The sequence below is a fragment of the Pediococcus stilesii genome (assembly GCF_001437075.1).
GTDB lineage: Bacteria > Bacillota > Bacilli > Lactobacillales > Lactobacillaceae > Pediococcus > Pediococcus stilesii.
On the sequence record NZ_JQBX01000001.1, the window covers coordinates 97,515 to 121,927 of the forward strand.

Here is a 24,413-nt window from a genome sequence, read left to right on the forward strand (position 1 = left end):
GCATTTAGCCAAACGTTGAATTTTATTCTATTGACCCATTTCCTTACGAACTTCTTCAGCAAAGTCAACAGTTTGCTTTTCGATACCTTCGCCAACTTCGTAACGGATGAATGATTTAACTTTTCCGCCCTTAGAAGCAACATACTTAGCAACTGTTTGGTCAGGATCTTTAACAAATTCTTGGTCATCTAAGCTAACTTCAGCCAAGAACTTGTTGAGACGACCAGTAACCATCTTATCGATGATATTAGCTGGCTTTCCTTCTCCTTCAGCTTCTTTAGTAAGAACTTCGCGTTCGTGATCAAGTACATCTGATGGAACTTCATCACGGTTAACGTACTTAGGATTGATAGCAGCAACGTGCATAGCAACGTCTTTAGCAGTTTCTTCATCTGCACCTTCAATTAAAACAAGCGCGGCAATTTTACCACCCATGTGAAGGTATGAACCAAAATGTTCGTTATCGCCCTTATCTAAAGTTGCAAAACGACGAAGAGAAATCTTTTCACCGATAACTTGAGTAGCTTCAATAATATCATCATTCAAAGTTCCCTTTGGTGATTTCAATTTCAAAGCAGCTTCAACGTCTGCAGGTTTTTCAAGTGCAACTTGTGAAGCAATTTCCTTAACTAAATCGATGAAACGATCGTTTGAAGCAACAAAGTCAGTTTCAGAGTTAACTTCAACGATTGCAGCAGTGTTGTCATGAACTTCAACGTCTGCAAGACCTTCAGCAGCAACACGGTCGCTCTTCTTTGCAGCTTTGGCAATACCTTTTTCACGAAGAAAATCAATTGCCTTTTCCATATCGCCTTCTGTAGCAACGAGGGCTTTTTTGGCGTCCATCATACCGACACCGATTTTGTCACGTAGTTCTTTTACTAGTTTAGCTGAAATACTTGCCATTTTTTATGGCCTCCTTAGCTTATATAATAACAATTTAAATGTGAATCCGTAAAAAAAGGCCGCGCATAATCTCAGGCCTAAAAGGTCTCAAATCGCGACAGCCTAAGTGATAATTATTCTTCGTTGCTTCCTTCTTCAACAGACTTCTTTAAGTCTTCAAGAGAATCTTTGCTTACACCTTCAGCAACAACTTCTTGTGAAGCATCTTCATCGTCTTCACCTTGACGACCTTCGATAACTGCGTCAGCCATCTTAGCAGTGATTAAACGAACGGCACGAATAGCATCATCATTTGATGGAATAATAACATCAACTTGATCAGGATCAGAATTTGTGTCGACCATAGCTACGACTGGAATATTCAACTTTTGAGCTTCCTTAATCGCAATTTGTTCCTTGCGAGGATCAACAACAAATAATACATCTGGAGTGTGTGGCATATCTTCAATACCACCCAAGAATTTTTCAAGTTTGTCTTTTTGTTTATTTAAAAGAGCAACTTCTTTCTTAGGTAAACGGTCAAATGTGCCGTCTTCTTCCATCTTCTTCAAGTCTTTTAAGCGCTTGATACGTTTTTGAATTGTGTTCCAGTTGGTAAGTGTTCCACCTAACCAACGATGGTTAACAAAGTATTGTCCAGCACGTTTTGCTTCTTCTTCGATTGCAGTTTGTGCTTGTTTCTTTGTACCAACGAAAAGAACAACCCCGTCATTTGCAGCAACATCTTTTACAAAGTTGTATGCATTATCAATTAATTTAACAGTTTTTTGTAAATCAATGATGTAAATACCATTACGTTCCGTAAAGATGAATGGCTTCATTTTAGGGTTCCAGCGACGTGTTTGGTGTCCAAAATGTACACCGGCTTCAAGCAATTGTTTCATAGAAATAACAGACATGTTATTTTCCTCCTAGTTTTTTCCTCCTTGATTTTCAGCGGTTTCAGGACCCAAAATGCTTTGAGCACTCCCTCAACTTCCAATCAAGTGTGTTTTTTGACCCACAGGCCGAATATAATTTTACCCTAATGATTATTTTATTTCAAGGTAAAACTTAGGCGAGTTCAACTTCGTTTGCTGAAGAACCCTTTTCGATTAAAGCTTTATTATTATCCAAGGCAATTTGAACCATATTCTTAACCGCTGGACGGGTGTAAAACGCTGAATGCGGTGTGATCATGACATTCCGACGCGCAAACAAATTATTAAAGACCGGATCTTGAATTGGCTGATCCTTATGATCAACATCAAAGATACCCACTTCATTTTCATAAGTGTCTAATGCAGCTCCAGCAACTTTTCCTGAATCCAATGCGTTTAAAAGGGCCTGTGTATCGATCAATGTCCCACGGGCGTAATTTAGAATAAATACCCCGTCTTTCATTTGATTAAAGGCCTTTTCGTCCAACATGTGGTAGTTATCCTTTAAAGCAGGCACATGAAGGGTGACAACATCAACCTTTTGATATAATTCTTCAAGAGTATCAACGTATAAACCAGCTTTTTCCAATTCTGGATTTCTAAAAACATCGTACGCCACTATCTTGGCTCCAAAGCCTTGAAAAATATCAATTGCGGCGCGGCCGATGCGACCCGTTCCAATTACTCCAATGGTCATTTGGTTTAATTCAAGACCAATATCTGGTTCCCACCGAAAATCACCGTGGTTCATTTTATACTCAAATTCAGGAATTTTACGAAGTAATGCCAGCAATTGTGTCACTGAAAGTTCAGCAATTGCACTTGGTGAATACGCTGGAACATTTGAAATTTTAATTTTATTTTGGATTACAGCTTCCGCTGGAACGTTGTCGACACCGACATTTCGAAGTGAAAATGAATGAATTCCAAATTTATTCATTTTTTCAAACAAGTCGGATGTATAAGGCTTTTGTTGATAAGCGACAATTCCATCGAACCCTTCGGCCTGATCAATCGTCGTTGAATCAAGCAGTTCGCTGACTGCCGTAACTTCAACATTATTTTTTTCAACCCATTCGTCTAAATAAGGTTCTTCATCGTCTCGAATACCATACGCAATAATTTTCATTAGATGTGCTCCCTTCTTTTAATTGCTATTAATGTATCATCTTTTAATATAAAGCGGGTAATAATACGCCATTATTTTTCAAATAATTTAATTTATCTATACGCGTTTGCTTTTTAAAATGATATTCCGCGCTCATTGCGTCGTGTTGATTATCAAAGCTTTCAAAATAAATTAACTTAACCGGCCTTCTCTTTTTTACTTTAGTGTACTTTGCTCCCTGACCAAGATTATGTTTAACAACCCGATTGATCAAATTAATTGTATAACCACCATATAATGTTTGATCCGCGCAGAGTAATACGTAAAAATAAAAGCCGTTAGTCAGTGGAATTTCCATATAAAAGTTCCTTAATTGTTTTTGAGTAGTTTTTTCCGTCATAAATTATGATTGGAGGTAAAATTTTGGTTCCATTCGGCCTACCATCTTTTATCGCTTCGATTAAAACCATGTTAGCTTGATCGTTTGGATGCGAATAGGCGAACTGAATTCGTTTAGGGGCTAACCGATTCGCTGTCATGGTGGCCAGAATTTCCGGGAGTCGATCCGGTCGGTGGACCATGAATAATTTACCATTCATTTTCAATAGTTTTTGACTAGTAAATAAAATTTCATCTAAGGTGGTAGTTATTTCATGGCGGGCAAGTGCCAAATATTCGTTAGGATTTTTCTTGCTATTTGGCAAATTTTCAAAGTAAGGCGGATTGCACACGATGTTATCAACGCTATCCGCATTGATATATTCTAACGAATCCTTTAGTGGAATATTTAAAACATGGTATCGATCAGACAAATTATTAATCTCGATGCTTCGGCGTGCCATGTCAGACAATCGTGACTGAATCTCCACCATTGTCACATCTCCATCCGTTTTTTTAGATAAAAACAAACCAACCGCACCGTTTCCCGCACATAAATCAATAATTTTAGTTTTAGACTTTTGTTTCACATCCGCAAAATTGGCTAGCAGAACCGCATCCAAAGAAAATGAAAAAACTGATGAACTTTGGATGATTTGAATGTCATCTCGATACAATTGATCAATTCGTTCATCACTATTTAACTTAACTTGCATTTAAAACTCCTTTTAATTCGTTATTCTTCATAATATACTTGAAATAGTAAATTTATGAAAGCACAGGTTGTCTCATGTTCTATACATTTATTAAACATCTCGTTTCTGGAATTTTATTTTTAATCAATGGAAAACCAGACGTTCACAATCAACAGCGATTACCCGCCGGATCTTACGTTTTGGTTGCACCCCACCGGACGTGGCTTGATCCAGTTTTATATGCGTTAGCAGCCTACCCAAAACGTTTTTCATTTATGGCTAAAAAAGAGCTCTTTAAAAATCGTTTTTTCAAATGGTTGATCACCAAACTAAATGCATTTCCAGTTGACCGCGAAAATCCCGGACCATCTGCAATTAAAACACCTGTTAAAATTTTAAAGCAGGGTGAGCTATCGACAATCATTTTTCCTTCGGGAACGCGTCACTCTCAGGAACTAAAAAACGGCGCCTTTGTAATTGCCAAATTAGCCAATGTTCCGATTATTCCAGCGGTTTATCAAGGACCCCTATCCTTCAAGGCTCTTTTTAGCCGAAAAAAAATCCACATTAATTTTGGTGAACCAATTAAAGTAGACCGGAAACTCAAATTAAACGACCAAAATTTAGCAAATCTTGAACAAACATTAAACGCAGCTTTTTCTAATTTAGATAACGAAATTAATCCTGAATTTAAATACATTGATGTTTCTAAAAAATAAAAAAACGTCCGTAATTTAACGGACGTTTTTTTATTTTTGATTCTTTGATTGATTTTGCATTGCATTCATCATTTGATGGAGCTTCTTTTGTGATGGCTTTTGTCCCATCTGAAGCATCATCGTTCTGAGCATATCTTCGTTAATGGGTGGGTTATTTTTCAAATAATTCTCCATATAACGACGAGCAAAGAAGAACCCACCAACTGCACCAAGAAGCGCGGCGATAATTACAATCATAATCCAAATTCCAGTTGACATGTACAATCCTCCTCAAAAACAGCTTACTTGTCCATTCTACACAAAAATGGAGGAAAACGAAAGACTGATTTAATCGTCACGTAAGCCCTTTTTCCGTTGAACTTCTTTAACCTTTTCCGGAGTAACTTCCTTACCATCTTTATCAAAGATTTGCATCATCTCAACTTGGCTTTTGAAACTTGCTCTAAATTTTTTCAAATACTTTTGACGGAGATCTTTTCTTTCAATGATTTCTAAATCTGAAAGACCTTCTTCTTTTGCCTTTTTTGCTAATTCGTTAATCCGCTTAATTAATTTTTGCATCTCGGCATCGGCCATTGTAAATACCCCCTTGTTATCTATCCTCTATAATACTATGTAACGGTATTAATTTCAATTTTAAAGGCGAACGTTTGTTTGAGAAAAGCCCCCCATTATGCTAGAATAAAAATAAATATTTATGGGGTGAAAAAATGGCAAAAAATATTAGCACAAAGCAGCTTAGCGTTTTAGCATATATATACAAAACAGTTAACGCTCAAGGTTATCCGCCAACCGTACGCGAAATCGGAAGTGCAATCGGTTTATCTTCGACTTCGACGGTCCACGGCCACATTGATCGTTTACAGAAAAATGGTTTTCTTGAAAAGGACCCCACTAAGCCACGAGCACTTGAAATTACTCAATTAGGGCGTGAGGCGCTCGGCGTCAAAGATGACAATCCAAAAATTCCATTATTGGGGGTCGTTACGGCTGGCGAACCGATCTTAGCCGTTGAAGAAGCGACCGATTTTTTCCCAGTTCCACCTGAATACGAAAATGAGAGTAGCAATTTATTTATGCTCACAATTCGTGGCGAAAGCATGATCAATGCCGGTATTTTATCTGGCGATCAGGTTATCGTCCGTAAGCAAACTAGTGCCGATAATGGTGAAATTGTCATCGCAATGACCGAAGAAAACGAAGCAACCTGCAAACGGTTCTTCAAAGAAGATGGTTATATCCGACTTCAGCCTGAAAATGACACGATGGATCCCATCATTTTGGATAACGTGACCATATTAGGCAAAGTTGTTGGCCTTTTCCGTGATGAAATTTACTAAAAGATGGACTACCTATTGATTTATAATCACTTTCAACGCATACTATGTTAAGGTAATAAATCATTTCGGAGGAAGTCCATGCTATACGTTTTAATTTTAGCTTCAATCACATTAATTTTAGGTATTTTTCAACTCTTCTCAGCAATTAGGAATCGAGGCTCGATAATTTGGGGCCTTCTGCTGGTTATCGTACCGCTTATTTTTGTTTTCATTTCAGCCCAAAGCGTCATTAAAACTGCTCATGAAAACAATCAATCGGTGGCTAATACATCACTTTCTACTAAAAAATCTGCAAGTCTTCGAGACAATAAATTAGAAGACATTAGTAGGGCCAGCAAGTCTTCTTCTTCTCAGGCCCAAAAAGCTTTGGACGTTAAGAAAAATCTCGCCAAATCTTTCAAAACTTTTGGAACCTTAACGTATGATGCGGATACCAAAACCTATCATGTCAGTCCAACTGATAAAGATACAAAAAAAGTTTTTAAGCAATTGATTTCTAACCCAGATCAAGTTGAGAATAGTAATTTTAATGATATTGAAGACAAATTTGTTGAAGTTTCTAAAACCTTGAAGAAAGATCTCGGTTCCGGATACGCCCTAGAACTAGATCAACCGGATCAGACTAATAAGGCAATGTTGATCATTAAAGATGGTAAAACAACTTATAACATGTTCTCTTAAAAAATAACGAACTACAAAAAAACAGCCATGACAATGTAAAATTTTGTCATGGCCGTTTTTTTTAAAGATGATTTCATTTAAAAATTGCTCAAAATTCCAATCAAGAAAATGATCGAGTTATATAGTACGACGAAAACTTAATTTCTATTTTCATTATTTTGATCATAGATTCTTTTTTGATTTTCCTGTCCTTTGAAAACGAAAGGCGCTGGATCATTTTTAAAATCTGTTTTTGCATCGTCGGTTTGTGGTTTTAAGAAACTGCGATAAATTCTTTCATACTCAGAAACAGAGACAGCTTGTCGATTCTCTAAAAATTTGACAGAATTTTTATTAATCATTTTTTCATAACCTGCTACCACTTTACCCGTAAAGAATTCTCCCTCAGCACCTGATCCATAACTAAAAAGACCAATATTTGCTCCATCTTTTAAGGTTCCCGCCGTTAATAGCGATATTAAGCTTAAATAAAGTGATCCCGTATACAAATTACCAACTTCCCGGTTTAGCCGTCGACTGTCTTCAAATTTATCCAGTAATCGTTCCTTAACTGATAAATTGTCAACATTTTCTAAAACCGCTCTTAAAGCCTTCAACCCCATTTTAGTGTACGGCAAGTGAAAAATTAGTGCGTCGAAATCATTAATTGTTTCATCTTGGCTTTCCAAATACAGGTTAAACGTTTCTTTAAAAAATTGAATAAATTCTTCTGAAGAATATTGCCCATCAACTAGTGCTTCATCTCGGTTTAATGGACGCCAAAAATCCATAATATCGCGTGTGAGATGTGTACTTTGTGTTCCAATTTCAAGAATACGCGGATTAGCACTCATAATCATCGCAACAGCGCCGCCACCCTGAGTCTTTTCGCCCAGGGTGTTAATTCCATAACGTGCGATGTCTGAACCGACAAGTAAAACCCGACGATCTGGATGTAAAGCGATGTAACCCATCGCCAGTTGGATCCCTGCCGTCAAACCAAAACACGCCTGCTTTAGCTCCACGCCACTTGCCGCGGAATTAATTTTTAAAAGAGATTGCAGATAAATCGCCGCGGATTTCGAATTATCAACACCTGATTCCGTACCAAAAAGAACTAAATCGATTTTAGCGCGTTCTTCGTCATCGACGATTTTCATTGCCGCATTAGCTGCTAGAGTAACCGTGTCCTGCGAATTACGAATAACGGCCTGTTTAGACTGTCCAATTCCGATTAAATATTTATTTGGGTCCTCATTTCGAGCATTAGCCAGATCCGCCATCGGTAAATATAAATCACTGGTAAAAAAACTTAACTTATCAATTCCAATTTTCAAAATAAACCCTCCGCTTTTACTCGCTTATTTAACCCGTTAATATTATCAAATTTAAATTCTTTTATCAAAAATTGAACTACATCTTAACCAAATAAAAAGAGCCTTATTGTAACGATTTATACCCTGAAAGTTATTTCTTTACCTCAACTTCCCAGTATATTTCCAACCACAATAGGCTTTTTATTTCAATTTAAATTAGATGGACCCCTTTATCCACGTAGATAATATCACCGGTTACACCACTAGCTAAATCGCTAACTAAGAAGGCAGCAACATTACCAACTTCACTTGTCTTAACATTTTCACCATCAACGGTTCTACTTTGCGATTCCTTTAGAAGATCACGATGATGTTTGATACCAGTTACAGCAAGCGTTTTAATCGCTCCAGCAGAGATTGCATTAACGCGAATATGACGTTCACCTAAATCGCTAGCAAGGTAACGAACACTTGATTCAAGAGCCGCCTTAGCAATTCCCATCATATTGTAGTTAGGAATGGCACGGGTTGAACCAAAGTATGTCAGAGTCACAATGCTTCCAGTCTCATTCATAATTTGCGCTCCGTAGCGGGACACTGCGATAAATGAATATGCGCTAACATCTTGAGCTAAATTATATCCATCTTTCTTTGTGTTTAACACGCCACCTTCAAGGGTTTCCTTATCTGCAAAGGCAATTGCGTGTACAATTCCATCAACTTTACCATATTGTTCTTCAATTTGGCTAAAGGCCTTTTCGATATTTTCGTCTTCAGAAACATCACATTCAACTAGCGCAATTGAGTCATCAACCAAACGATCTAAACTTTTTTTAATTCGGTCATTTTGATAAGTTAAAATGACCTTCGCGCCTTGATCAAGAATTGCTTGCGTACAGCCCCAAGCGATACTATTTTTATTTGCCACACCCATGATTATAATGGTTTTTCCACTAAGTATTCCGTCCAACTTCATTTACCCCTCTTTTTAGAATTTACTGAAACGTTCATGTCGTTTTTCAACTAACTCATCCGCCGAGAATCTCTGTAGTCGTTCAACTTCTGCGATAAGCATGTTTTTTAAGTTTTGCGTGCTACTCTGATCGACTACCTCTGGAACAATCTTGTCGATAATTCCTTCTTCAAGTAAAATTTGAGGCGTCAATTTTAGATCTTCCGCCGCTTCCATTACACGTTTAGAGTCTTTCCAGACGATTGAAGCATAGCCTTCAGGCGAAAGGACCGAATAGATACTATTCTCCATCATCCAAACGGTATCTCCTGTGGCAAGTGCCAACGCACCACCACTACCGGCTTCACCAACAATTACTGAAATGTATGGCACCTTTAATTCCATGCCAACTAACAAACTGTTTGCAATCGCTGAACCTTGCCCATGATATTCCGCATCCATTCCAGGATATGCGCCTGAAGTATTCACAAACGTGATTACTGGTCGCTTAAACTTTTCGGCCTGCTTCATCAAGCGGATCGCTTTTCGATACCCTTCCGGTTCAACCATTCCGAAATGTCTTTCGATATTCTCAGCAGTGTTTTTTCCCTTTTGGGTACCAATGACCGTTACAGGCGTTCCGTTTAGCTTCGCAATTCCCCCAACAATTGATGGATCATCATTTAATTGGCGATCACCATGAAATTCAGTAAAATTTGAAAAAATATTGTTAATTAAATCAGCGGTTGCAACTTTATCCTTACTTCTAGCTGCAACCACCGTTTCATACGCTGTTTTTGTCATTTTTACCTCTTTACTTATCCGAATGAAGATCTAGAAGGTTATTTAAATAAGCCTTTAGGTCTTTTCGCTCAACGATATCATCCAAGAATCCGTTTTTTAATAGTGTTTCGGCTTGTTGAAAATCCTTTGGTGGCTTTTGATTAATTGTTTGTTCAATCACTCGCCGTCCGGCAAAGCCAATTAATGTTTTGGGTTCAGAAAGAATGATATCCCCCTGCATCGCAAAACTAGCCGTCACGCCACCTGTGGTTGGATCAGTCAAGATTGAAATATACAACAAACCTTCTTCACTATGACGAGCAACCTCATCGGAAACTTTTGCCATTTGCATTAGAGAATGAATTCCATCTTGCATTCGTGCTCCACCAGAGGCTGTGAACAAAATCACAGGAAGATGCTGTTTCGTAGCTTCCTGAAAAAGGTGAGCCAGTTTTTGACCGGTGACCTGTCCCAAACTTCCCATTATAAAACGAGAATCCATGACACCGACCGCGAAATCATAGTTACCGATTCGAGCTTTTCCCGTTAGCACACTCTCATTAACATGAGTATTTTTAATCCCGGCAGCTAATTTCTTCTTGTAGTTCTCATCGAGATGATGCACATCGGTGGCCAACGCTTTGTCCCACTCCTCAAAAGCATCACAAAATAATTTGATTCGTTTTCGAGAGCCTAGCCGTGCCCCATATCCACAGTTAGGACATACTTCATAAACGCCTGCTCGCCGATAATAAAACTTTTCGTGACAGTTAGGACATTCCCGCCATAAACCCTCAGGAATCTTCTTCAAACGTTTAACTATTTCATCTTGAGTCGGAAGTGAAAATTTATTTTGCATAATTTAACCACTCCTTCAAAAAGACATTTTCAATATATTTTGTTGAAAAGAGGCCTTGTTCAAACCCTTTATCAACCAGTAATGCCTCTAAAAACTTTTTATTAGAGGTAACTCCCTCGATTTCAAATTCATCTAAAACTCGGCGCATTTTGCGCGTTGCTTCAACCCTTGTAGGCATTTTAACGATGAATTTAGCAATCATCGAATCGTAGAATGGTGGAATCATGCTATCTTGCGTAATCCCTGAATCAATTCGAACACCCATTGTACCATCCGGGAAAAATAATTTTTTGATCTTACCTGCAGACGGCATGAAGCCGTTGCTTGGGTCTTCAGCATTAATTCGACACTCAATCGCATGTCCCAAAATCTGAACGTCTGCTTGATTAAAATCAAGTTTTAATCCCTGAGCAATTTTAACTTGCTCTTTGATAAGTTCAATCCCAGTAACTTCTTCAGTCACGGTATGCTCAACTTGTAAACGAGTATTCATTTCCATGAAATAAAAATTATGGTCTTGATCCATTAAAAACTCAATCGTGCCAGTATTGTAGTAATTAATTGCTCGTGCAGCTCGAACAACAATATCTCCCAAACCTTCGCGTTCGGAGTGCGAAATTGTCGCACACGGCGTCTCTTCAATCACTTTTTGATTGTTACGTTGTAAAGAGCAATCCCGTTCAGGCAAAAACACATAGTGACCAAATTGATCAGCAATTAATTGCATCTCAATATGTTTAGCATTCTCGATTATTTTTTCAATGTATAAATCCGAATTACCAAATGAAGTTTGGGCTTCACGCTTCGCTTCCAGGTACGCTCGTTTTAAATCAGCAGGTGTATTAATACGCCGAATTCCTTTACCGCCGCCACCGTCTGCTGCTTTAAGCATTACGGGATAACCAATTTGGTCTGCCACAACCATCGCATTTTCTAAATCACGAACCATTCCATTACTTCCAGGAATAACCGGCACGTTAGCGCTGATCATGGTTTCACGGGCCCGTGATTTATTTCCCATCAATTCAATTGTCCGATAGTCCGGTCCAATAAATACTAGATTACTTTCTTCGCATAATCGGGCAAATTCAGCATTTTCCGACAAAAAACCATATCCCGGATGAATTGCATCACATCCCGTTAAATTAGCCGCGCTAATAATATTAAACATATTCAGATATGATTCTGCAGGCTGAGGTCCACCAATACAGACGGCTTCATCTGCCAACTTGACGAATAAACTGTCTTCATCAGCCGTCGAATACACGCTAACCGCAGCGATATCCATTTCATGCAGAGAGCGAATTATTTGAACCGCAATCTCACCACGATTGGCAACTAAAACTTTTTGAAACATAAATTGCCCTCCTAGCCCACAATGAACGTTAAATCAGCTTCACAAATAATTTGATTATTTTCGTTAATAATCACACCATGGCCTGTTCCAATTTGTCTTTTCATTTTTATCAACTCAACCGTTAAGGTCAGTTGATTGCCGGGAATAACCCGATTTGAAAATTCAGCTTGCCTAATTCCGCCAAAAAAAGCATTCTTACCAATAAACTCGGGGCTCGATAAAAGTGCACAAGCTCCCGTCTGTGCTAGAGCCTCAATCAAAAGAGGTTCCGGCATAAAGAGCTCATTGTCGTTACTAAAGAACCATTCGTTAATGGTCACTTTTTTCTCAGCTACCGCTTTTTTTCCTTCTTCTAGATCAATCAAGTGATCAATCATTTGAAAAGGCGGACGCTGCGGAATGATGTCTTGAACATTAATCTTCATTAATTCTCTCCAGTTTTGCGAATACGGGCAATTGGTTGATCATATTCAACCATTGATCCATTTTCAACTAAAATATCAACAATTTCACCACTAACAGGCGAGTGAACTTCATTAAACATCTTCATTGCTTCAATTAAACTAACTGTGTCACCCTTAGAGACATGACCACCAACTTCGATGTAAGGTTTCTCGTCCTCAGAAGGAGCAAAGTAAACAACACCCACGAACGGAGCCTTGATTTCTTCTAAATTATCATCTTTTTCTGGTGCACTCTCCACATCCATTGGTGCATTTGCTGCTGGAAGTGGTTGTACAACAGCTTGTGAAGAATCTTTTGTGATTTTTAAGCTGAAATCACCATCGGTCATCTCGAACGAAGTGAAAGAAGATTCATCTAACTTGGTTAATAATTTGTCTAACTCATTTTCAGTCAATATCTTCACCTCGGAATGCGATTACGGCGTTGTGTCCACCAAACCCAAATGAATTACTCAAAGCGTAATTTACTGTAGCACGGCGATTGTCTTCTGTAACCAATGGAATATTAACTTCAGGGTCTTTAGTTTGTAGACCAACATTCACTGGCATAAGATTATTTTGAAGCGCAGCGATAGTTGCAACAGCTTCGATTGCTCCTGCAGCTCCAAGCAAATGACCAGTCATTGATTTCGTACTACTTACTTTATAGTGATCATTATCTTTGAAAATACTCTCAATTGCCTTGGACTCTGCACTATCATTAGCATGCGTGCTAGTACCATGAGCATTAATGTAATCAATATCTTGAGCATTAATTTCGCCTTCGTTCATTGCCATTTGCATTGCACGAATAGCACCTTGACCCTCTGGATCAGGCTGTGTCATATGGAATGCATCACTAGTCATTCCGTACCCAATAACTTCAGCAATGATATTTGCGCCACGAGCTTTAGCATGCTCATATTCTTCTAAAATTAATGTTGCGGCACCTTCACCCATTACAAAACCATTACGGTCTTTATCAAATGGGATTGAAGCACGCAAACGATCTTCAGAGGAAGATAAGGCTGTTAAAGCAGCAAATCCAGCAATTCCAATTTCATTAATTGAAGCTTCGGTTCCACCGGTGATCATGACGTCCGCATATCCATTTTTAATATGATGGAATGCATTTCCAATTGCATTATTGGCACTAGCACAAGCCGTAACAATCGCTTGGCTGGTATTCTTAGCATTAAAATACATTGAAATATTTCCAGCGGCCATATTTGTAATTGAATTAGTGACGAATAAAGGTGATACACGTCGAGGCCCTTTGTTATTCATTTTAATTACTTGGTCTTGGATGGTTGTTAAACCACCAATTCCCGAACCATAAATCACTCCAACTTGATATGGATCTAAATCTTCATCTTTAAAGTTTGCCTGTTCCATCGCTTCAATAGCAGTGTATAAAGCATACTGTGAAAACGGATCCATCCGTTTGGCAATTTTTCGTTCGATTCGTTTTGTTGGGTCAAAGTCTTTCACTTCACCGGCAACCGTAATTCCCGTTGGTTCTGAATCAAAATGCGTAATCTTATCAATTCCAACTTCAGAATTGTTAAGTCCCTTGATGAAGGCGTCCCGATCATTTCCAAGAGGAGTTAATGCTCCCATTCCTGTAACTACTACTCTTCTACTCATTTTTTCCTCCCAAACTTAAAGGGTCATTCCACCATCAACGGTTAGAACTTGACCAGTTATGTAGTCATTCTCAAGTAAAAAGTTAACGGCCGATGAAATTTCTTCTGGGCGTCCAAAACGGTGCATAGGAATCATTTCCTCGGTTTTTTCGCGAACCTTGTCACTTAGTTTTGCCGTCATTGCCGTTTCAATCATCCCCGGCGCAATTGCATTACATCTAATATTTCGCAAAAGACCTTCTCTGGCGGTTGTTTTGGTCAACCCGACAATCCCAGCCTTACTTGCTGAATAATTAGCTTGTCCCACATTCCCGTGTGTTCCTGAAATGCTTGAAATATTAACAATATTTCCTGAACGTTGTTTTTGCATAATCTTCATGGCATACTTTGTCATTGAAAATGTTCCAACGAGATTGGTTGCGACCACGTCTTCAAAGTCTTCTACAGACATTCGACTTAACAATTTATCCCGCGTAATTCCGGCATTATTAACAATAATATCTAAACGACCATATTCATCCTTAATTTCACTCAACATTTTACCAACTTTTTCATCATCTCGAATGTCTAAGCTCTTGAAATTAATGTCTAGTCCTTGAATTTGTTCTTTTACTGCATCATCTGAAATATCATGGCGAGCAGTGATAAAAACTTTTGAACCCTTCTTTGCTAAACCAATAGCAATTGCCAATCCGATTCCTTGAGTTCCACCAGTTACAACTGAAACTGTATCTTTAATAATCACCTGTTTAACCCTCCTGATCTAAAAGATAATTTCGTAATTTTTGGAGCGTTTCAACGTCATAAACGTTGAAAATTGGTAAATCTTTATTTTTTAATGTTTTTTTGGCAAACCCACTGAGCGCCTTGCCTGGCCCAATTTCAACCAAACAATCGATTGGGGAATTCTCAACCATAGCCAAGCAATCTGTAAAATGAGTCGGATTAACTAACTGATCGACCAAAGTCTGCTTAATGTTTTCAGCGGTAAATTCACTTTTAATTGTGTTGCTAATTACCGTAACATTCGGCTGATTGACCTTAACATCTCTTAAGCGTTGAGCGAGTTGCACGCTTGCCGACTTCATAAACGGTGTATGCGATGCAACCGACATTTTAAGTGGCACCACCCGTTTAACACCAGCAGCTTTTAATAATCGAATGAATTCGGCAATCCCACTAGCATTACCGCCAAAAACGGTTTGCTTTGGAGTATTATAATTTGCTGGGTACACCTCTCCCAACTTGCGAGCGGCCACCATCGCCTGCTCCATCACGTCCTGCGTAGCATTTAGTACTGCCACCATTTGTCCTGGATGCTTTTGACCGGCCTCGGCCATATATTGACCACGATCGGCCACGACCTTTAAGCCATCTTGCATCGAAAAACTTCCAGCTGCAATTAGTGCCGAATACTCACCCAAACTTAATCCTAAAAATTCGTAAGGAGTTATCTTCTCATTTCGAAGAATTCTTTCCACTCCCAAACTTAATATTACAATTGATAATTGTAGATTATCAGGATTACCAATCACTTCTTGTTTAGAAAAGTCCTGGTTCAAAATCTTGCTGGCATCATCGACTAAAGTACGATATGCCGGTTCCGATTCATAGAGATCCATTCCCATTCCTTCAAATTGCTGACCTTGTCCACTAAATAAATAAGCCGCCCTTACCATTTGTCGCTCCTTTAGGATTAATTACTTATCGATGTTTGCACTAACGTAGTCAACAAGTTTTCCAACAGTGTCCATGTTTTCGTCTGTATCGATGTCAATATCGAACTCGTCTTCCAATTTATCAACAACTTCAAAAATATCTAAGCTATCTGCTTCCAAATCATCTGAAAAACTTGTTTCCATTGTAATTTTGTCAGCGTCCTTTTCCAATTGGTCAGCGATTACTTCTTGTACCTTTGTGAATACTTCTTCTTTAGTCATTATGTTTTCCTCCGAAAATTTTAAATTTATTTATTTTTAATATTTTATAACATTTGTTCCAACGGTTAATCCACCGCCGAACCCACTGAAGACAATAATATCTCCGTGATTTATTTTACCGTCTGCCATCATTTCTGCCAACAGTACGGGCTCGCTTGCCGCAGCCGTGTTTCCAAACCGACTGATGTTAACCGGAAACTTTTCCATAGGTAAGTCCAATTTTTTGGCAACGCTCTTAATGATCCGTTCATTTGCTTGATGTAAAATAAAATATTTAACATCATCTGGGTCAATTTGGGCTTCGTCAAGTACAGTCATAATCGATTCAGGAACCCGCTTAGTCGCAAATTCGTAAACCTTTCGACCATTCATTTGAAAGAAAAATGATTGTTCTTTATCGTTGAGCGCAGCCACATTACCAGCCGTCAAATACTTACCCATCTCGCCAATTGTATCTAACTTTTCATTAATAAGATACGATTGATCCGTAGCATCATTTTCAATTAAAACTCCTGCAGCTGAATCGCCAAACAATACTGCCGTCCCGCGATCAGTCCAATCGACCAAGCGTGTCAATGATTCCGAGCCAATTAATAAAACTTTTTCAAAGTTCCCCGTTTTTAGCATTCCATTAACGACACTCATTCCGTAGACAAAACCGCTACAAGCAGCGTTAACGTCAAAAGCCATGGCGTTTGTAGCATTAATATTTCCTTGAACCGTCGCCGCCACAGAAGGCGTCATAAAGTCTGGAGACATCGTCGCAACAATAATTAACGAAATTTCACTAGCCGCTACTTTGGATTTGTCTAAAAGCTTTTTAGCAACGTCTGTCGCCATTGAGGCCGTCGTCTCCTCGACAACTTGGTAACGTTGCTTAATTCCAGTTCGCTTAGAAATCCATTCGTCTGACGTATCTAGAATTTGACTCAAATCGTCATTTGTAACAATTTTTTGCGGCGTTGATAACGCTGAATCAATTATTTTTAATCCCATGCTTTTTCACCAACTATTTATCTTTCTTGTCGGTTGCTCCAACGATAAATGTTAGTTGCGCCTGGCAAACCTTTTTATCACCAACCATGGCGAATGTATCAACGACACCCATGTTTTTCTTTTTCTTGATCATTTCAACATGTAGTTTTAGTACGTCGCCCGGGCGGACGATTTGTCTAAACTTAGCATTGTTAATTGCACCGAGATAAGCAGTTTTACCGGCAAATTCTTCGGACTTTAAAATTAAAATTGATGCAGCCTGTGCCAAAGATTCAATAATCAGCACACCAGGCATTACAGGATTTCCTGGAAAGTGTCCCTGGAAAAATTCTTCATTAATCGTAACGTTTTTAGTTGCAACGATTGATTCACCCGGTTCCAATTCATCAACATAGTCCATAAATAAAATCGGGTAACGATTTGGAATTAATTCCATAATCTCCGTTGTATTTAAAATACTCAAATCTTTATTTCCTCCTTGGTTAGCGTAATCCATATCCAAAGCTTTTTGGAATAATTAAAAGAATATGCCGAACACTTATTTTTCGCAATCAAAAACCACATTGAAAATTGGATAGCACCATTAACTAATTTGCCAATAAATACCGTCATAATACGATATAAAGCCCTTTCAAAGTCCGAAAAACCTAGTTTAACTTTTAAACCATATTAGTTCACCCCGTATACTAGAATCGCTGTTATAGCGCGCTTTAAGTGACCTTTGGTTCTTTTTTATTATCTAAAGCTCAAATCGAATACAAAAACGAGGGTTGTGTAACTTGCTATAGTATATGAATACGTTAAATTACGATATAATATCCTTGAAATCACAATAAATAAGGAGGGATTATTTTAATGAAAATTATTATTCATATTGATGAACGTGAGAAATGGCCCATGGTGCTCAGTAATTTAAAACACCTAAACGAATTTTATACGGACGACTCTCATAACATTATTGAAATTTTGGCGAATGGCGATGCTGTCAGCGACTTACAAAAGACGTCCGAACAAATCTCTGAGATTAAAAAAGTAATTCAACCTCACAATCACCTTGTGGCATGTAATAATTCGTTAGAACAGCGAGCCATCGATCCATTGCAGTTAATTGATGAAGCCGTAATTGTTCCATCCGGGGTCGTTGAAATAGTTCAAAAGCAAGCCGAAGGATACCATTATCTCCGCCCATGAAGTTTAAAACTTCTTTAACTTGTTATTCACTCCAAAATGGAGAATAATATGCTTAATCAAACTGATTGGGGGGATTTAAATGCCTTTTATGGCAGTTATTGCTGATTTAGTTGCGGTTGGTTTTTACTTGCTTCAAGCTCAAACACCAACCCCAGCAATGTTCACGATGGGAATTGTGGTTCAGGCCTTAATAACACTTTTACTTCTAATATTTACATTTGGCTACAAGGGGCCACATCGACTAAGCTTTTTCCGAGCCGGTTACGTTAATTTCACATTTCGTTACGGAATTATTGCCGGATCAATGGTCATCAATGCGTTAATATTGTTTATGTATTTTTTAAATATTACTGGTCGTAATACCATTATTTTCGGTGGCTAGTATTATTGTTATTAACCAAATCCATAAAAATGAAAGGAAGTCTTTACTATGGCAGATATTTTAGTTACAACTACCGAAAAAATCCCAGGACAAGAATATACAGTAATTGGAGAGGTTTTCGGACTAACCACACAATCAAAAAATGTTGTTCGCAACATTGGCGCTGGATTAAAAAACATTGTTGGTGGTGAAATTAAGGACTACACCGCCATGCTAAACGAAGCCCGTGACATTTCTGTTGATCGTCTACGTCAGAATGCCCAAGAAATGGGAGCAGACGCCGTTGTAATGATGCGCTTTGACTCAGGTTCAATCGGATCAGATATGCAGTCTGTCGCTGCGTATGGCACTGCTGTTAAATTCAAATAAATAATCTCCGAACTAAATAAGGGGCCGCGACAAATTTTGCTGCGACTCCTTATTTTTAATTCTAGTTTTCTATTTTTCTATTTGTGAAAAGAGTTTTTCAATGATTTTTAAAGCATTATCCAACGTCATCTTAATTTCTTGCTCACTTAGATATCTATTGTAGTAATTAAACGTAGTCTTCTTAGACTTTGAATTAGCATGGAGTTTTTTCCAACGAAGGTTAGCACTATTGCTGACCGTTATTATTACACTTTTTTTAGAACGATTAAGTGCAAATTGGAACGCTTTTAAACGTTGATTTTCTTCGATATTTCCAAGGTGAGAGTCAACCACTAATTCCGTACATAAGTCCAGCAGGCTTAAGACTTTAAATAAGTCATATTGTAGTTGATCATTCAAATCGGAATCTGCTGGTCGTTGAGCACATTCTCTATCTTTTTTCGAAAAACTTTCCACTTCCAAAATTAACTGCTGCAATTCAAACTGTGGACTCATTTCCATTTCTCCGATCATTAGTTAACAAAAAAAGCCGACCCCAGTCGACTTTTTTCTCGTAATTTACTTTTTAGCGAAAGCTTTACGACGATCTTCCTTGATACGAGCTGCCTTACCATGCAATGCACGTAAGTAGTATAGCTTAGCACGACGGACACGACCATGACGTACAACTTCGATTTTAGCAACACGTGGTGAATGTAATGGGAATGTACGTTCCACACCAACACCGTTACTGATCTTACGAACTGTATAAGTAGCGCTGATTCCACTACCATGACGTTTGATAACTACGCCTTCGAAAAGCTGAATACGTTCGTTTGAACCTTCAACAACCTTTGCATGAACTCGAACTGTATCACCAGCACGGAATTCTGGAATATCGTCACGTAGTTGATCCTTTGTAATCTTGTCAATTAATAAATTCATTGATAAATCTTCCCTTCGCCAATCTTCATTAACTCACCCGGAGCCAGCGGAACATTGTTAATTGTCGGTTTTAAACCAACTAATATCGTATCATATTCCCCAATATAGTGCAAAATTATTTTAATTGCATATCAGCATTATAGAAACGTGGATATGCTAGATAACAGGCGATAACACTACCAATACTGGTCGCCGCCATTAACATGAACGTTACCATTATTTGGTACAAAATGGCCTTCGTTGGGTCAACTCCTGCAAAAATCAGTCCTGACATCATTCCCGGCAAACTAACGAGACCGACCGTTTTAGCCGAGTCAATCGTCGGTGCCATTCCTGTTTTAATGGAATTTTGAACAATTGCCTTAGAAGCCTGTTTTAAATTTGCACCCAATGCTAAACGTTCCAAAACACCCTGACGCTGATCTCGAAAGCTGCCGTTCATGCTCCTGTAGCAAAGTCCGATCGCGACCATGGCATTGCTGGCGATCATCCCTGAAATTGGAACAATTTGACTTGGCGTAAACTTAATTGCGTGAGCCAAAATTAACAGCAAAATTGTCGTAATGGTGGCAACTCCAATTGCCAACAGACTGATCCAAAATGCAAACGGAATTCCCTCGGCACGTTTCTTGGCGTTGGAGGCAGCATTGAAAATAATAATTAAAACCATTAGCAGCGTTAGCCATACTTGGTCAACTTTAATAATATAAGTTAAAACATATCCGACAATTGTTAGTTGAACAACTGCCCGAAGTACGCCGACCAACATATCCTTTTCTAATCCAATTTTTTCTTTTAAATTAATTGCTAAAGCAATTACCACTAAAACAATTGCAAACATCAATGCCGTTGGACTTACAATCAAATTCATTGAGTCACACCTGCCATTCTGCCATCTTTAATTGTCACCAATCGATGTGCTAGACTAATTTCAGATTCGTCATGTGTAATCGCCAAAATGGTGACATCTTTCTTTTGGTTTAGATTTTCAATCAATTTATGAACGATTTCTTTCGTATCCGCATCAAGCCCCGTAGTAACTTCATCTAGAAGCAGAACTCGCGGAGTAAAGAGTAAATTTCGAATTAATGCCACTCGTTGCTTTTCGCCACCCGATAGTTCCGTAATATTTTTATGTAAAAACGTACTTTTTAAATCTACCGACTCGAGTGCTAGCTCTGCTTTTTGCTCATCAAAATTCTGATTTCGAATTTCAAATGGAAATGCTAGATTATCTTGCACGGTAGTTCCAAATAAACTTGGCTGTTGAAAACAATACGATACTTCTCGACGATAAGTTTCCTTTGGAATGTCATTTTGTTGTTTTCCTTCGAAAATTATTTCACCGCTTGTTGGAGTAAGCAATGTAGCTAACAATCGTAAAAACGTACTTTTCCCAGAACCCGATGGACCACTAATGGTCACGTATTCGCCTTCTTCGATTGTAAAATCAATGTTCTTTAAGATCTCGATGCCATCAATTTGATAGCCTAATTTTGAAACAGTAAAAATATTTGCCATCCTAATTACCTCTCGAACAATTTAGAACAATTATAAACTATATTTCAAAATTTTCATAACAATTAGATTGGTTAATCTTGCTTATACAGCAAACTCCTGTCATATATTTTACATATCAGGCGTTTGTAGTTCACGTAGAATTTTTTGATCTTCCGGCGATAAAGGAGCCGTTTTTAACAAGTCTGGTCGTCGTTCCAGCGTTTTTTTCAGTGACTGGGTTCGACGCCATTCATCAATCTTTCCGTGATTGCCACTTAGTAAAATTGAAGGAACCTTTAATCCTCTAAAATCCTCGGGACGCGTGTATTGCGGAAATTCTAATAGGCCCGTTGAAAAAGAATCCCCGACAGCTGATTCTTGGTTACCTAAAATTGATGGTAGTAGCCGAACCGTTGCATCAATCATTGTTAAGGCGGCCAATTCGCCTCCTGTAATGACAAAATCACCTAGTGAAACTTCGTCATCAACCAGAGTTTTAATTCGTTCGTCATATCCTTCATAATGTCCACAAATAAAAGTCAGATGTTCTTCTTTAGCAAAATCTTCAGCCATTGCTTGGTCGAATTTTTTACCACCGGGATCAACCAGGATCACTCGGCCAGCCGATTGGTTATTTTGGCTCTTTACATGCTCCATTGCATCAAAGATTGGCTGTGGGGTTAACAGCATGCCTGCGCCACCACCGTACGGATAGTCATCGACGTTTCCATGTTTATTTGTTGAATATTGACGAAAATCAGTTACCTCGGCATCTAACTTTCCAGCCTCGATTGCTTTGCCAACAATCGATTCATGCAGCGGAACCTCAACCATTTTTGGAAATAAAGTTAACACGTCAATTTTCATTAGTCTAACCCCTCCGGAACCTCGACCGTAACTTGATTTTGTTCTAAGTTAACGTCTAATATAACATCCTTTAGGTAAGGCAATAATAAGTCCGGTTTCCCTGGACGTTTTACAACCCAAACATCATTTGGACCATACGACAAGACTTCTTTGATCACTCCGAGCTTAATACCATTTTCAAATACATCTAGTCCAACGATCTGATGCAAATAGAATTCGCCCTCATCAAGGTCTTGTAGCTGCTCTTCTTCGACTTTAAGAATCATTCCCTTATACTTTTCAACGTCATTAATGGTATCAATGCCCTCAAATGTGATTAAAAAGGTTCCCTTGTGTTCTTTAGCCGATCTAACAACCACCGTTGCTAGCGGAGTAGCTGTCTTTTCATCCTTAAAAATTTGTAGCTGTGAACCAGATTTAAACCGATCTTCAGGAAAATCAGTATATGAAATTACCTTTACTTCTCCACGCAGTCCACGAGTATTTACGATCTTACCGACATTGTAATAATTCATTAGTTCCACCTTTTCATTACATCCAAAACGTAATTTGCGTTAAAACATTGTTTAAAATCATTATTTATACATAAAAAGAAGGACGCAATAAAACCTTCGTTTTATTTACGCCCTTCAATCAGGTATAACCTATTTTGTATACTTAGCTTCGTGATACTTCTTCATAATTCCCGCTTTTGAGAAAATGTTTTTAACAGTATCAGAAGGTTGAGCACCATTGTTTAACCAGTTTAAGATTTCTTCTTCTTCAAGTTTAACTGAAGCTGGTTCTGTTAATGGGTTGTATGTTCCGACTTGGGCGATAAAACGACCATCACGTGGTGAACGTGAATCAGCAACCACGACACGGTAGAAAGGACGCTTCTTTGAACCCATACGTTTCAAACGAATCTTTACAGACATGTTGACACCTCCACTATTTATTCACGAGTAATAATATACCAGTTATCCGTATAGATGTAAAGTGTTTTTCCTTAACAGATTGAAAATTGGTTAAAATAAATATTCTGGGATAAATAAATCTCCTAAAGTAACAGCCATAATTGCTTTAATCGAGTGCAAACGATTTTCGGCTTCTTCAAAAACAATCGACTGAGGACCATTGAATACCTCATCAGTAATTTCCAAGGCATCCATCCCAAATTGTTCGCCTAATTTTTTGCCAATCACGGTGTCATGATCATGAAAAGCTGGCAAACAATGCATTACAACCGTTTCAGATTTTCCAGTTTGATTCAGCAGATGTCGATTAATTTGATATGGTCTCAACATCTTTATTCGATCAGTGGGGTCGACATCTTCTCCCATTGAAATCCAAACATCCGTATAAAGAACATCGGCTTCTTTAACTGCTTCAATCGGATCATCGGTGATTAAAACTTTACTACCATTTTGTTTAGCTTCATCTAGCGCAATCTTAAGAACTTCATCCGTTGGCCAAAGCTGTTTGGGCGCGCCAACTTGAATATTAACCCCTAACTTAGCCGCCGTGACTAACAATGAATTGCTAACATTGTTACGCCCATCGCCCAAATAGGCCAATTTAAGTCCATCTAAATTACCAAACTTTTCTTTTAAAGTTAAAAAATCGGCAAGCATTTGAGTTGGGTGCCATTCATCAGTCAATCCATTCCAAACTGGGACACCGCTATAATCAGCTATTTGCTCTACATCGCTTTGTTTAAATCCCCTAAACTCAATTCCGTCAAACATTCCTCCCAGCACTTTTGCAGTATCAATTATGGATTCCTTTTGTTTTAATTGAATATCATCTTTTCCTAAAAAAACGGGATAAGCACCCAAATCATTGGCCGCCACGGTAAATGCCGAACGTGTTCTGGTTGAGTTTTTCTCGAATAATAACGCAATACTTTTTCCATATAAATACTGATGAGGAATATTATTTTGCTTCAGGTTTTTTAAATGTTCCGCAAAATCAATCAAGTAGTTTATTTCCGCTTTTGAAAAATCAATCTCCTTTAAAAACGACTCTTTATAAAAATGATTCATCCGCTACCTCCACAAACATTGAATATTTATTTATATTTATTAATACAAGTCACAATAACTCTCTTAATAATTAAAATCAAGCATTTTGGAATAATTATACAAAATATGTTCATAATTGCTTTTAAATAGAATATATAT

The 24,413-nt window shown here is 38.2% G+C and carries 34 protein-coding genes; 6 read left to right on the forward strand and 28 right to left on the reverse strand.

Features of this window, described 5'->3' with window-relative positions; genetic code table 11:
• Positions 1–27 precede the first annotated feature (27 nt).
• The 5 genes from tsf to IV81_RS00470 all read right to left on the reverse strand — a co-directional run bounded on the left by tsf (position 28) and on the right by IV81_RS00470 (position 4,028).
• The gene (gene tsf / locus IV81_RS00450) at positions 28–906 is read right to left on the reverse strand and encodes a translation elongation factor Ts (RefSeq protein WP_057801210.1); all 879 of its coding nucleotides are present in this window, start codon (positions 904–906) and stop codon (positions 28–30) included.
• Between the two features lie 113 nt (positions 907–1,019).
• The gene (gene rpsB, locus IV81_RS00455) at positions 1,020–1,805 is read right to left on the reverse strand and encodes a 30S ribosomal protein S2 (RefSeq protein ID WP_057801212.1); all 786 of its coding nucleotides are present in this window, start codon (positions 1,803–1,805) and stop codon (positions 1,020–1,022) included.
• A gap of 154 nt (positions 1,806–1,959) precedes the next feature.
• The gene (locus IV81_RS00460; protein ID WP_057801214.1) at positions 1,960–2,955 is read right to left on the reverse strand and encodes a D-2-hydroxyacid dehydrogenase; all 996 of its coding nucleotides are present in this window, start codon (positions 2,953–2,955) and stop codon (positions 1,960–1,962) included.
• 43 nt (positions 2,956–2,998) lie between these two features.
• On the reverse strand, positions 2,999–3,292 hold the full coding sequence (locus IV81_RS00465; RefSeq protein ID WP_057801216.1) for a GIY-YIG nuclease family protein: 294 nt from the start codon (positions 3,290–3,292) through the stop codon (positions 2,999–3,001).
• A complete protein-coding gene (locus IV81_RS00470) occupies positions 3,273–4,028 on the reverse strand; it encodes a tRNA1(Val) (adenine(37)-N6)-methyltransferase (RefSeq protein WP_057801219.1) in 756 nt (251 codons plus the stop codon). The genes IV81_RS00465 and IV81_RS00470 overlap by 20 nt, the downstream gene beginning before the upstream one ends.
• 74 nt (positions 4,029–4,102) lie before the next feature.
• On the opposite strand from IV81_RS00470, the gene IV81_RS00475 reads away from it, so the two are divergent.
• The gene (locus IV81_RS00475; RefSeq protein WP_057801221.1) at positions 4,103–4,726 is read left to right on the forward strand and encodes a lysophospholipid acyltransferase family protein; all 624 of its coding nucleotides are present in this window, start codon (positions 4,103–4,105) and stop codon (positions 4,724–4,726) included.
• A 30-nt stretch (positions 4,727–4,756) separates the two neighbouring features.
• Here IV81_RS00475 and IV81_RS00480 read toward each other — a convergent pair whose 3' ends face one another.
• Together IV81_RS00480 and IV81_RS00485 are read right to left on the reverse strand one after the other, a co-directional pair.
• A complete protein-coding gene (locus IV81_RS00480) occupies positions 4,757–4,984 on the reverse strand; it encodes a YneF family protein (protein WP_057801223.1) in 228 nt (75 codons plus the stop codon).
• 69 nt (positions 4,985–5,053) lie between these two features.
• Positions 5,054–5,302, reverse strand: coding sequence for a DUF896 domain-containing protein (locus IV81_RS00485; RefSeq protein ID WP_057801225.1), 249 nt, complete (start codon positions 5,300–5,302; stop codon positions 5,054–5,056).
• 134 nt (positions 5,303–5,436) lie between these two features.
• Between IV81_RS00485 and lexA the strand changes: the two genes are divergently transcribed.
• Both lexA and IV81_RS00495 read left to right on the forward strand, forming a co-directional pair.
• Positions 5,437–6,066 carry a transcriptional repressor LexA gene (lexA, locus tag IV81_RS00490; protein WP_057801227.1) on the forward strand — a complete coding sequence of 210 codons (630 nt, stop codon included), beginning with the start codon at positions 5,437–5,439 and terminating at the stop codon, positions 6,064–6,066.
• Positions 6,067–6,144: 78 nt separating this feature from the next.
• Positions 6,145–6,747 carry a hypothetical protein gene (locus tag IV81_RS00495; RefSeq protein WP_057801230.1) on the forward strand — a complete coding sequence of 201 codons (603 nt, stop codon included), beginning with the start codon at positions 6,145–6,147 and terminating at the stop codon, positions 6,745–6,747.
• 137 nt (positions 6,748–6,884) lie between these two features.
• Here IV81_RS00495 and IV81_RS00500 read toward each other — a convergent pair whose 3' ends face one another.
• The 13 genes from IV81_RS00500 to fabZ form a co-directional block, all read right to left on the reverse strand.
• Complete coding sequence (locus IV81_RS00500) at positions 6,885–8,063, reverse strand: hydroxymethylglutaryl-CoA synthase (RefSeq protein ID WP_057801232.1); 1,179 nt, start codon at positions 8,061–8,063, stop codon at positions 6,885–6,887.
• Positions 8,064–8,253: 190 nt separating this feature from the next.
• A complete protein-coding gene (gene fabI, locus IV81_RS00505) occupies positions 8,254–9,012 on the reverse strand; it encodes an enoyl-ACP reductase FabI (RefSeq protein WP_057801356.1) in 759 nt (252 codons plus the stop codon).
• An 18-nt stretch (positions 9,013–9,030) separates the two neighbouring features.
• Positions 9,031–9,798, reverse strand: coding sequence for a carboxyltransferase subunit alpha (accA, locus tag IV81_RS00510; RefSeq protein WP_057801233.1), 768 nt, complete (start codon positions 9,796–9,798; stop codon positions 9,031–9,033).
• 10 nt (positions 9,799–9,808) lie between these two features.
• Positions 9,809–10,636, reverse strand: coding sequence for an acetyl-CoA carboxylase carboxyltransferase subunit beta (locus tag IV81_RS00515; protein WP_057801235.1), 828 nt, complete (start codon positions 10,634–10,636; stop codon positions 9,809–9,811).
• Complete coding sequence (locus tag IV81_RS00520) at positions 10,626–11,993, reverse strand: acetyl-CoA carboxylase biotin carboxylase subunit (protein ID WP_057801236.1); 1,368 nt, start codon at positions 11,991–11,993, stop codon at positions 10,626–10,628. Before IV81_RS00520 ends, IV81_RS00515 begins: the two co-directional genes overlap by 11 nt.
• Positions 11,994–12,004: 11 nt before the next feature.
• A complete protein-coding gene (locus tag IV81_RS00525) occupies positions 12,005–12,418 on the reverse strand; it encodes a 3-hydroxyacyl-ACP dehydratase FabZ family protein (protein WP_057801237.1) in 414 nt (137 codons plus the stop codon).
• A complete protein-coding gene (locus IV81_RS00530; protein ID WP_057801238.1) occupies positions 12,418–12,852 on the reverse strand; it encodes an acetyl-CoA carboxylase biotin carboxyl carrier protein in 435 nt (144 codons plus the stop codon). Before IV81_RS00530 ends, IV81_RS00525 begins: the two co-directional genes overlap by 1 nt.
• Positions 12,845–14,083: a beta-ketoacyl-ACP synthase II gene (fabF, locus tag IV81_RS00535; RefSeq protein WP_057801239.1), complete on the reverse strand. Its 1,239-nt coding sequence runs from the start codon at positions 14,081–14,083 to the stop codon at positions 12,845–12,847. The genes IV81_RS00530 and fabF overlap by 8 nt, the downstream gene beginning before the upstream one ends.
• 15 nt (positions 14,084–14,098) lie before the next feature.
• Positions 14,099–14,827 (reverse strand): 3-oxoacyl-ACP reductase FabG, encoded by a 729-nt coding sequence (fabG, locus tag IV81_RS00540; RefSeq protein ID WP_057801240.1) that lies wholly within the window; start codon positions 14,825–14,827, stop codon positions 14,099–14,101.
• 4 nt (positions 14,828–14,831) lie between these two features.
• Positions 14,832–15,761: an ACP S-malonyltransferase gene (locus IV81_RS00545; RefSeq protein ID WP_057801242.1), complete on the reverse strand. Its 930-nt coding sequence runs from the start codon at positions 15,759–15,761 to the stop codon at positions 14,832–14,834.
• Positions 15,762–15,782: 21 nt separating this feature from the next.
• The gene (acpP, locus tag IV81_RS00550) at positions 15,783–16,022 is read right to left on the reverse strand and encodes an acyl carrier protein (protein ID WP_057801243.1); all 240 of its coding nucleotides are present in this window, start codon (positions 16,020–16,022) and stop codon (positions 15,783–15,785) included.
• A 36-nt stretch (positions 16,023–16,058) separates the two neighbouring features.
• The gene (locus tag IV81_RS00555) at positions 16,059–17,018 is read right to left on the reverse strand and encodes a beta-ketoacyl-ACP synthase III (RefSeq protein WP_057801244.1); all 960 of its coding nucleotides are present in this window, start codon (positions 17,016–17,018) and stop codon (positions 16,059–16,061) included.
• A 13-nt stretch (positions 17,019–17,031) separates the two neighbouring features.
• Entirely contained in the window at positions 17,032–17,514 is a 483-nt protein-coding gene (gene fabZ / locus IV81_RS00560) for a 3-hydroxyacyl-ACP dehydratase FabZ (RefSeq protein WP_420848334.1), read from the reverse strand.
• A gap of 359 nt (positions 17,515–17,873) precedes the next feature.
• Here fabZ and IV81_RS00565 point away from each other — a divergent pair, with 359 nt between their 5' ends.
• From IV81_RS00565 to IV81_RS00575, 3 genes are all read left to right on the forward strand, one after another.
• Entirely contained in the window at positions 17,874–18,209 is a 336-nt protein-coding gene (locus tag IV81_RS00565) for a DsrE family protein (protein ID WP_057801247.1), read from the forward strand.
• A 79-nt stretch (positions 18,210–18,288) separates the two neighbouring features.
• A complete protein-coding gene (locus tag IV81_RS00570; RefSeq protein ID WP_057801249.1) occupies positions 18,289–18,591 on the forward strand; it encodes a hypothetical protein in 303 nt (100 codons plus the stop codon).
• A 48-nt stretch (positions 18,592–18,639) separates the two neighbouring features.
• Complete coding sequence (locus IV81_RS00575) at positions 18,640–18,960, forward strand: heavy metal-binding domain-containing protein (RefSeq protein ID WP_057801250.1); 321 nt, start codon at positions 18,640–18,642, stop codon at positions 18,958–18,960.
• Positions 18,961–19,029: 69 nt separating this feature from the next.
• Here the strand turns inward: IV81_RS00575 and IV81_RS00580 are convergent, their stop codons facing one another.
• From IV81_RS00580 to argF, 8 genes are all read right to left on the reverse strand, one after another.
• Entirely contained in the window at positions 19,030–19,455 is a 426-nt protein-coding gene (locus IV81_RS00580) for a hypothetical protein (protein WP_057801251.1), read from the reverse strand.
• Positions 19,456–19,518: 63 nt separating this feature from the next.
• Positions 19,519–19,884 carry a 50S ribosomal protein L19 gene (gene rplS, locus IV81_RS00585; protein WP_057801252.1) on the reverse strand — a complete coding sequence of 122 codons (366 nt, stop codon included), beginning with the start codon at positions 19,882–19,884 and terminating at the stop codon, positions 19,519–19,521.
• A 115-nt stretch (positions 19,885–19,999) separates the two neighbouring features.
• Entirely contained in the window at positions 20,000–20,755 is a 756-nt protein-coding gene (locus IV81_RS00590) for an ABC transporter permease (protein ID WP_057801253.1), read from the reverse strand.
• Positions 20,752–21,405 carry an ABC transporter ATP-binding protein gene (locus tag IV81_RS00595; protein WP_057801255.1) on the reverse strand — a complete coding sequence of 218 codons (654 nt, stop codon included), beginning with the start codon at positions 21,403–21,405 and terminating at the stop codon, positions 20,752–20,754. Before IV81_RS00595 ends, IV81_RS00590 begins: the two co-directional genes overlap by 4 nt.
• 108 nt (positions 21,406–21,513) lie before the next feature.
• A complete protein-coding gene (gene trmD, locus IV81_RS00600) occupies positions 21,514–22,251 on the reverse strand; it encodes a tRNA (guanosine(37)-N1)-methyltransferase TrmD (protein WP_057801256.1) in 738 nt (245 codons plus the stop codon).
• Entirely contained in the window at positions 22,251–22,766 is a 516-nt protein-coding gene (gene rimM / locus IV81_RS00605) for a ribosome maturation factor RimM (RefSeq protein WP_057801257.1), read from the reverse strand. Before rimM ends, trmD begins: the two co-directional genes overlap by 1 nt.
• 129 nt (positions 22,767–22,895) lie before the next feature.
• A complete protein-coding gene (rpsP, locus tag IV81_RS00610; RefSeq protein WP_011673297.1) occupies positions 22,896–23,168 on the reverse strand; it encodes a 30S ribosomal protein S16 in 273 nt (90 codons plus the stop codon).
• 90 nt (positions 23,169–23,258) lie between these two features.
• Positions 23,259–24,275 (reverse strand): ornithine carbamoyltransferase, encoded by a 1,017-nt coding sequence (gene argF, locus IV81_RS00615; RefSeq protein ID WP_057801258.1) that lies wholly within the window; start codon positions 24,273–24,275, stop codon positions 23,259–23,261.
• Between the last annotated feature and the right edge of the window lie 138 nt (positions 24,276–24,413).

Bases quoted from the DNA above. Each gene is read 5' to 3' on its own strand.
- tsf (WP_057801210.1), bottom strand. From the start codon at position 906: ATGGCAAGTATTTCAGCTAAACTAGTAAAAGAACTACGTGACAAAATC.
- rpsB (WP_057801212.1), bottom strand. From the start codon at position 1,805: ATGTCTGTTATTTCTATGAAACAATTGCTTGAAGCCGGTGTACATTTT.
- IV81_RS00460 (WP_057801214.1), bottom strand. From the start codon at position 2,955: ATGAAAATTATTGCGTATGGTATTCGAGACGATGAAGAACCTTATTTA.
- IV81_RS00465 (WP_057801216.1), bottom strand. From the start codon at position 3,292: ATGGAAATTCCACTGACTAACGGCTTTTATTTTTACGTATTACTCTGC.
- IV81_RS00470 (WP_057801219.1), bottom strand. From the start codon at position 4,028: ATGCAAGTTAAGTTAAATAGTGATGAACGAATTGATCAATTGTATCGA.
- IV81_RS00475 (WP_057801221.1), top strand. From the start codon at position 4,103: ATGTTCTATACATTTATTAAACATCTCGTTTCTGGAATTTTATTTTTA.
- IV81_RS00480 (WP_057801223.1), bottom strand. From the start codon at position 4,984: ATGTCAACTGGAATTTGGATTATGATTGTAATTATCGCCGCGCTTCTT.
- IV81_RS00485 (WP_057801225.1), bottom strand. From the start codon at position 5,302: ATGGCCGATGCCGAGATGCAAAAATTAATTAAGCGGATTAACGAATTA.
- lexA (WP_057801227.1), top strand. From the start codon at position 5,437: ATGGCAAAAAATATTAGCACAAAGCAGCTTAGCGTTTTAGCATATATA.
- IV81_RS00495 (WP_057801230.1), top strand. From the start codon at position 6,145: ATGCTATACGTTTTAATTTTAGCTTCAATCACATTAATTTTAGGTATT.
- accA (WP_057801233.1), bottom strand. From the start codon at position 9,798: ATGACAAAAACAGCGTATGAAACGGTGGTTGCAGCTAGAAGTAAGGAT.
- IV81_RS00515 (WP_057801235.1), bottom strand. From the start codon at position 10,636: ATGCAAAATAAATTTTCACTTCCGACTCAAGATGAAATAGTTAAACGT.
- IV81_RS00520 (WP_057801236.1), bottom strand. From the start codon at position 11,993: ATGTTTCAAAAAGTTTTAGTTGCCAATCGTGGTGAGATTGCGGTTCAA.
- IV81_RS00525 (WP_057801237.1), bottom strand. From the start codon at position 12,418: ATGAAGATTAATGTTCAAGACATCATTCCGCAGCGTCCGCCTTTTCAA.
- fabF (WP_057801239.1), bottom strand. From the start codon at position 14,083: ATGAGTAGAAGAGTAGTAGTTACAGGAATGGGAGCATTAACTCCTCTT.
- IV81_RS00545 (WP_057801242.1), bottom strand. From the start codon at position 15,761: ATGGTAAGGGCGGCTTATTTATTTAGTGGACAAGGTCAGCAATTTGAA.
- acpP (WP_057801243.1), bottom strand. From the start codon at position 16,022: ATGACTAAAGAAGAAGTATTCACAAAGGTACAAGAAGTAATCGCTGAC.
- IV81_RS00555 (WP_057801244.1), bottom strand. From the start codon at position 17,018: ATGGGATTAAAAATAATTGATTCAGCGTTATCAACGCCGCAAAAAATT.
- fabZ (WP_420848334.1), bottom strand. From the start codon at position 17,514: ATGGATTACGCTAACCAAGGAGGAAATAAAGATTTGAGTATTTTAAAT.
- IV81_RS00565 (WP_057801247.1), top strand. From the start codon at position 17,874: ATGAAAATTATTATTCATATTGATGAACGTGAGAAATGGCCCATGGTG.
- IV81_RS00570 (WP_057801249.1), top strand. From the start codon at position 18,289: ATGCCTTTTATGGCAGTTATTGCTGATTTAGTTGCGGTTGGTTTTTAC.
- IV81_RS00575 (WP_057801250.1), top strand. From the start codon at position 18,640: ATGGCAGATATTTTAGTTACAACTACCGAAAAAATCCCAGGACAAGAA.
- IV81_RS00580 (WP_057801251.1), bottom strand. From the start codon at position 19,455: ATGAGTCCACAGTTTGAATTGCAGCAGTTAATTTTGGAAGTGGAAAGT.
- rplS (WP_057801252.1), bottom strand. From the start codon at position 19,884: ATGAATTTATTAATTGACAAGATTACAAAGGATCAACTACGTGACGAT.
- IV81_RS00590 (WP_057801253.1), bottom strand. From the start codon at position 20,755: ATGAATTTGATTGTAAGTCCAACGGCATTGATGTTTGCAATTGTTTTA.
- IV81_RS00595 (WP_057801255.1), bottom strand. From the start codon at position 21,405: ATGGCAAATATTTTTACTGTTTCAAAATTAGGCTATCAAATTGATGGC.
- trmD (WP_057801256.1), bottom strand. From the start codon at position 22,251: ATGAAAATTGACGTGTTAACTTTATTTCCAAAAATGGTTGAGGTTCCG.
- rimM (WP_057801257.1), bottom strand. From the start codon at position 22,766: ATGAATTATTACAATGTCGGTAAGATCGTAAATACTCGTGGACTGCGT.
- rpsP (WP_011673297.1), bottom strand. From the start codon at position 23,168: ATGTCTGTAAAGATTCGTTTGAAACGTATGGGTTCAAAGAAGCGTCCT.
- argF (WP_057801258.1), bottom strand. From the start codon at position 24,275: ATGAATCATTTTTATAAAGAGTCGTTTTTAAAGGAGATTGATTTTTCA.